Annotated in this window: 6 protein-coding genes and 1 pseudogene; 2 read left to right on the forward strand and 5 right to left on the reverse strand. The window is 58.9% G+C overall.

Annotation, left to right across the window (positions count from 1 at the left end; genetic code table 11):
* Positions 1-1,213 precede the first annotated feature (1,213 nt).
* Positions 1,214-2,107 (reverse strand): HEAT repeat domain-containing protein, encoded by an 894-nt coding sequence (locus tag WCO56_28295; protein MEI7733505.1) that lies wholly within the window; start codon positions 2,105-2,107, stop codon positions 1,214-1,216.
* A gap of 208 nt (positions 2,108-2,315) precedes the next feature.
* On the opposite strand from WCO56_28295, the gene WCO56_28300 reads away from it, so the two are divergent.
* Positions 2,316-4,976: a DUF5696 domain-containing protein gene (locus WCO56_28300; protein MEI7733506.1), complete on the forward strand. Its 2,661-nt coding sequence runs from the start codon at positions 2,316-2,318 to the stop codon at positions 4,974-4,976.
* Positions 4,977-4,979: 3 nt separating this feature from the next.
* Here WCO56_28300 and WCO56_28305 read toward each other — a convergent pair whose 3' ends face one another.
* Positions 4,980-5,156 (reverse strand): hypothetical protein, encoded by a 177-nt coding sequence (locus WCO56_28305; GenBank protein MEI7733507.1) that lies wholly within the window; start codon positions 5,154-5,156, stop codon positions 4,980-4,982.
* 4 nt (positions 5,157-5,160) lie between these two features.
* On the opposite strand from WCO56_28305, the pseudogene WCO56_28310 reads away from it, so the two are divergent.
* Positions 5,161-5,370 (forward strand): annotated as a pseudogene (locus WCO56_28310) (6-carboxytetrahydropterin synthase).
* 45 nt (positions 5,371-5,415) lie between these two features.
* Here WCO56_28310 and WCO56_28315 read toward each other — a convergent pair.
* The 3 genes from WCO56_28315 to WCO56_28325 form a co-directional block, all read right to left on the reverse strand.
* Positions 5,416-5,820, reverse strand: coding sequence for a hypothetical protein (locus WCO56_28315; protein ID MEI7733508.1), 405 nt, complete (start codon positions 5,818-5,820; stop codon positions 5,416-5,418).
* Positions 5,821-5,980: 160 nt separating this feature from the next.
* Complete coding sequence (locus tag WCO56_28320; protein MEI7733509.1) at positions 5,981-6,436, reverse strand: hypothetical protein; 456 nt, start codon at positions 6,434-6,436, stop codon at positions 5,981-5,983.
* Positions 6,437-6,538: 102 nt separating this feature from the next.
* A partial coding sequence (locus tag WCO56_28325) for a hypothetical protein (protein ID MEI7733510.1) occupies positions 6,539-6,734 on the reverse strand: 196 nt, incomplete at its 5' end.

Raw genomic sequence — 6,734 nt, forward strand, 5'->3', positions numbered from 1 at the left:
TTGATCCATGGGCTGAGGAGGTAGATCATAAAGCCGCAATCGGCCAGCGCGGCGGCCACTTGGCTTTCCGCGAGGCCCAGTTGGGCGGCCAGCGCGGGCAATTTCTCGGCAAAGGTCCTCAGCCAAAGCACTTGGGCGGCCATGGCTCTCGGATAATAGCGATGATTTCTCATAGGGGGATCATTGGGGTTTGGTTAAGCACTCTTGGCAATAATTGGGGCGTCCCGGAGCCTTTTCGGGCGCGCCCCGGAATTTACGGAGCGCCCCCGAAAACGTTTGGGGGCGCTCTGAAAAGGTTTCGGGGGAGCCCCGCCTTTTCCGGGGCGCGTGCGGAAAGGTTTCGGGGCGCCCCTGGAGAGTTTCGGGCGAGCCCCGGAGAGTCCGGGGCGCCCCCGGAAAGGTTTCAGGGGAGCCCCGGAAATTCCGGGGCGCGCCAGAAAAGGTTTGGGGGAAGCCCCGGAAATGGCGGGGCGCCCCTGGGAAGAAAAAATAGGCCCCTTGGGGAGTTTCGCGCCGCCCCAAAAGGCGCCAAGGGCGGCGGGAAAAGGCAGCGGGACGCCCAGAAACCTGCGAATGGTGGCCGGAAAAGCCTCCAGCGCGCCCTGCCGAACCGCCCCGACGCCCCCGCTGACCGCCGGGTCGCTATGAATAAGGGGAAGAGGGCTCATCCGGGGTTTCCGGACGCGCTCACCGTTCGCCATGGTTCTCTGGAGCCGCCGCATAAGACGCAAATTCGACGCAGGGACGCTACGGTAAACATACGCAGAACCACGATTCCTGTCAAATCGCCCCCGGTCGATCCGCCCCCGTTCGGCGCGGAGTTCAAGGAAGCGACTGCGGCTGTAGGTGAGGATGTGGCGGGGCTCAAACATATCGCTGTCGTTGCCGCAACCACTTTCAGGGTTGCCGGATCGAGGTAGGGCGGGTTCCCATGGTAGTCCCGGCCCCCTTTCCCCTTTGCCGTGCCAACCATGGTCTCCGGTGACGCAATCCTGTTCAGGATTGTCGGGCTGACCAGGGGGTTATCCCGCAGGGATTACGTCACGGGAGGCCCAGGTTGTTTGCGTGGGGGAAAGGGGGACGCAAACTACCTGGGTAACACCCCGTAGAAATCCCAACTACCCGGTACGGGTTGCGTCAATCATTGAATCGGCCCGCCCATCATTCCGTTTCCCCCGGCGATGGCTATTCCAAAACCTGCGCAGCGCGGGATTTAGGGGCTCGGAGGTGGAGGCCCGTATGTTATTCGTCTGATTATCCCGTCCAATCGCAATTTTTCATCCTGCTTAAGGTTTGTTTGCGTCAAGAGTTGCTGCAGTACAGGCAGGGCCTCGGTGGCATTAGTGCCAAATTCGCCAAGAGCCCATGCCGCTTCCCAACATACTTTCGTTTCATGGTCAGATAAGGCACTAATCAATGCTGGCACGATGGTTTTCGGTTGGCTTTTCAAATAAACAAGTTCAATTGCAGAAGCATACCGCACCTCTGTATGCTGATCACGTAGCAATTGAATCAAGGAAGGCACGGCAAAACCAGGATCTTCATCATACCAATCAAGCGCCCTAACTGCTTGCTTCCGAATTATGCTATTTGTATGGCGCAATGCCTGTAAAATGAGCGGTTTGGATTTAGGGCCAAGTCCCGCCAAGGCTGCTAGATAGCAGTTGGCTTGATTAGTTTCATATATTAACGCCGCAAGTTGGGGAATAGCAGGTTCAGCGGCTTGCCCCAGTGTGTTAAAGGCATATAAAGCCTGTTCGCTTCTTTCCAATGGGTCTAAGTCAGGAGATATTCGAATTAAATTTTGTTTCTTTTCAAATATCAATATCCACTCGCCTACCTTGGTGGGGTGCGGGTCCATCCACGCGATCAAAAAGGGAATGGAATCGGGGCCCATCGCGCGCAAGGCGTTACCGATCTCATTGGTCGGCGAGCGTAATATTTTTCTTTTGTCACCCTTGGTGCGAAGATCAATCTTCCCTACCCACTCGCTCAAGCTCTTCCCTTGATAGCTGGGCTCGATGGTCTTGATTTTATAGCCGATCAACGCCACGACGAAGGCGAGCAGCGCGCTTGCGCCCAGCCATACTTTCGTCGTGGTTTTCATGGGCGGCATTCTGCCCCGGAATCGCCCCGTTGACCATCAAAAACGCATAGCAATAAATGTAGGTGACGAGGTAACGCGTCTCATTTTTTCAGAAATGGATGGGTCGCGCGCTCGCGTGGTCGAGGTCGGCAGTGGGGAATGGTTTTTGGTAAACATTGAAATATTGCTGGGCTTGCGAAACAACGCGGGAGGTGTCAGGCTGCCGCCGATGAATCGCAAATTAATCCGCATGTTGGGGCTTTGCCTTGGCCTGGCCGGTCTGGCCGGGGAGGCCGCCACGGTTTCGTTCGAGACGCCCGCGTACCAGTTCTCCATCAACCCGGAGAACGGCAGTTATGAGATTGTGGACAAGGCTTCCGCCGTGGTGTGGCGGTCCAACCCATTCCAGGCGCGGTTCGGGGAAATCGCGCTGAACCTGAATGGCAAGGTCGCCAAGTTTGATCTCGCCCGGTGCGAGGTGAGCCGCGCGGGCGACGGGCTGAAGCTGGTGTTCAAGCCGCTGACGAATGGCCCCAACAATTGGGTGCAGGTGAATGTGTCCCCGCAATTGCGCGGGCAGGCGCTGGAGTTTGCCTGCGTGTTGCCGGAGCCGTTCCCGCTGGATCGCCTGACGCTGCTGGATAACGCGCTGTGGACGACGGATGCCGAGCAGGGCTACGTGGCGGTGCCCGCCCGCGAGGGGCTGCTGATCCCCGCCAACAGCGGACTGGCGTTCAATCAGGCGTTCGGCACTTCGGAGTACGAGGGCTGCCACATGGAGATGCTGGGGGTGGTAAAGCAGGGCGCGGCGGCGTTGATCACCTGGCACGATCCGTATGTGCGGGCCGAGGTGCGCAGTTCCACGAATCAGGCGCCCTGGCTGGCGGGCAAGCAGGCGTTGGCCACGTCGCTGGTGTTGCGCAAGACCGCCAAATCGCTGCGCATGCAGTTCCTGGGCCGGGGCGATTACGTCACCATCGCCCGGGCGTACCGCGAGATCGCCCGCGAGAAGGGGTATCTGGTCACCTGGGATGAGAAGTTGAAGGGGCACCCGGAGCGCGCCAAGCTGTTCGGCGCGGTCAACGCGAAGTTGTGGAGCTGCCTCTCCCGTTCGATGAACGACGAGAGCACGCAGGAAGTCTCCAGCAAAGTGAATTGGACCTTTGACGAGGCGGCGCAGGTGGCCGAGCATTTCAAGAACGATCTCCAGCTCGACAAGGTGTTCTTCATCCTCGGCGGCTGGATCAAGCGCGGGTACGACAACCAGCATCCGGACATTCTGCCGACCGCGCCGGAGTGCGGCGGTGACCCGGCGTTTGCCGACGCCTCGCGGCGCATCCTCAAGCTGGGGTATGTCTATGGGCTGCATGATAATTATCAGGACATGTACCGCGACGCGCCGTCGTGGGACACCAATTGCATCCAGAAGAACGCCGATGGCTCGCTCTTCAAAGGCGGCAAATGGGCGGGCGGACGCGCGTACTTTACCTGCGCGCAAAAGGCCGTGGAGCTGGCCAAGCGCCCGCAAAACCTCACGGCGGTGAAGCAGCTCTCCGGCGCCAACGCCTATTTCATTGATACCACCTACGCCGTGGGGCTTCAGGAATGCTTTGATCCCAAGCACCCGCTGACGCGTTGGGACGACATGAAATACAAACAGGAGCTTTCCGATTATTCGCGCGGGGTGTTTGGCATCTTCGGCAGCGAGTGCGGCCGCGAATGGGCGATCCCGCACGCGGATTTCTTCGAGGGGCTCACGGGTGTGGGCGGGCGTTACTACCATTTCCACGCGCCGGGGCCGGCGTTGGAGACACGGCTGGGCGCGACGGTGATCCCGCTGTTTGAACTGGTGTACCGCGATTGCATCGCCATGTACGGCAAATACGGTTACGACGCCTCGCAGGCGGCGGAGTACGTGCTGCACCATATCCTCATCGGGCGCCCGCTGCATTATCACAGCATCCCCTCGCACCTGTATTGGCAGGAGAAGGTGGATCAGGCCAAGCCGCTGGGGCTGCGTCCCTCGGTCGCCTCGTTCGAGGCCACGGGGGCGCGCCAATTCAACATCACCTACCGCTGGGGTGTCGAGCAGCCGGTGCCGGAGAACTGGCGCATCTTCGTTCACTTCACGGATGCCGCCGGCAATATCAAATTTCAAAACGATCAGCAGCCGAACCCGGCCCTGCCCGCCTGGAAAGTCGGCGAAGTCACGCAAGGGCCGTTCAAGGTCTCCGTGCCGGAAGGGATGAAAGGCAGCTTCATTGTCCGCATGGGCTTGTTCCGGGCCGAGGCCGGCTTTCCGCGCCCGGCGTTGGTGGGCGCGCCGCATGGCGAGCGCAGCGTGATTGTCGGGCGCTTGCTGGTTGACGCCGGCAAACTCGAATTCCAAACCATGGCCCAACTGCCGGAGAATAAAGTGGGCGATCCCGGCTTATTTGTGCGCGCCGACAATGGCTGGGCCGAAGGCCGACACACGATGGACCGCTTCATCAAGAACACCTACGAAATCCTCTCGCCGCTTTACGAACTGACCGCCCGCGTGCCGATGACACAGCATCAATTCCTCACGCCGGATCGCCTGGTGCAACGCTCGGTGTTTGGCGCGGGTGCCGGAGCCGTGGACGTGGTGGGCAATAAAGGCGGGCCGGACTACCGTTGCCAGACCAAGAACTTCGGCACCGTGATGCTGCCGCCGTTCGGCTTCGTCATCGAGTCGGAAACTTTCGCCGCCCTGTGCGTCTCCGAATTCAAGGGGAACAAATATCCCGCGCCGGTGCTGTTCACGCTGCGCAGCCAGGATGGCCGCCCGCTCAAGGAATCCAAAAAACTGGCCGTATTCCACGGCTTCGGGAAATCAGGCGTCGAAACCGCCAGCCTGTTTAGCCGGTGAGGATCAAGGGGGCGGCTTGGAAGCGGGCGTAGCCGACGGGAGATTGGTCAGCACGACCGAGTGCGCCGGCACGGGCAGGTTCTTTTGCCCCCCGACCGAAACGCGCAGGAACTTCAGGCCAATGAGCGAGAGCAGCACGAGCAGATATATTCGGATTGCCCAAAGGGCAACCCGAACCATCGGGGTTATGGCAGCGGATATTTCCACCGCCTTCAAACCGCTCTGGGAAAAGCTGGATCACCATTACCTGAAGGAGATCCCCGGCCTGGAAAACCCCACCAGCGAGAACGTGGCCCTCTGGGTCTGGCAACGCCTAAAGCCCAAGCTGCCGCTGCTCGTGGAAGTCGTCGTCGCCGAAACCTGCACCGCCCGCTGCGTCTATCGCGGGGAGTAGCAGACTGGTTATCATGGTGCCGACCATCCAAAAAGGACCCTCGGGTCAATGCGAAATTCCTGTCTTCCACGCTCGGTAAAATTCGAACCACAGATAAGCTGCAATGCCAGAGAAAAGCAGCAACGCCAAACCAACCCAAGCACTGCCGCCGGACTCGACGGCGAGCGAGGAAAGTGAAGACAGGCGAAACGCGAAGTAGCCAATGAATAGCGTCAAGGTGCTCGCTGCTGCTCCCCAAGCAAAGACTCTGACGTGCCGCTGCATGCGAGGTGAAAGCCGAGTGAACCCAAGTGCCGCAAATCCACCGAGCATGGCGATGGCCAAGACGTAGAGCAGGTCGCGCGGCTGCGATGAGAAATGCCGAACCGCGTCGGCAAAGTCGCGCACCGTGGTCACGATGAGCCACACAGCAACCAGAGCTGCCGCTATGATGATGATCCATTTTTTCATACGAGACGTGTGAAGCCGCCTAACATTCTTCTTGAACGCCCATTTCGTTCATGGTTTCCGGTGGCCGGTTGGTTTTCATGGTGCCGACCATCCCTAAAAAGGCCCCTCGGGTCAATGCGAAATGGACGTAGCTGGGGAAGCGCTTAAGCATGGTTAGGCGTCATTGTTGTACAAGTTCCTGTATCTCTTTCCACCTCTGCCGCTCAATAAAAAATAAGTGGCGTCTTCCAAAAAGGCCGCACAAGGCATATTGCATTGTGTCGAGTTCCACGGTGACATTGGACGCATTGATCTTTGAGACGCGCACAACGGTGAAAGGTCCAAACTTTGGATCGCCCCGCTCGAAGATGCTTCGGATGTAAAGCGCGTCAGGTGACTTTTCCTCTGCACACACATCGATCGGCAAGCCCCTCTCGCCTATGCGGGCCGGACGCCATTGGGCGACCATGTTTGTGATAGTCGAGTAACTCATCGGTACGGTGATCTTCTTTATGGGTGGAAACCATAGCATCACGACGAAAGCTACGATAATCGTGAGCAACAGTGCCGAAACGATGAAGCATCGCCTACGCATAGTGCCTACCAGTATCTTTGAACCATCTTCATTTACCGCCAATATACTCCCATTCCCCCGCAAGGGAACGTTTTTCACGGCCACCGCCGCGCATCTAACTGGACGCGCGGCAGCAGGTGGTTGTCCAGAGTTATTTTCCCCGGCTTAGCCCACGTTGATGGTGACGGGCTTGCTCCATTGGCCGACTTGCTGGTCTTTGTACATATAGACGGCGCGATACGTCCACTTGGCTGCGGTGCTGGGGAACGGGGTGGTGTCCAGGTAGTTGGGGGTGCTATCCATCGCCAGCAGGACTTCGCCCTTGTCATCGCCACGGTCCACGACGATTTTGCATTGGTCC

It is taken from the genome of Verrucomicrobiota bacterium (assembly GCA_037139415.1).
Taxonomy (GTDB): domain Bacteria; phylum Verrucomicrobiota; class Verrucomicrobiia; order Limisphaerales; family Fontisphaeraceae; genus JBAXGN01.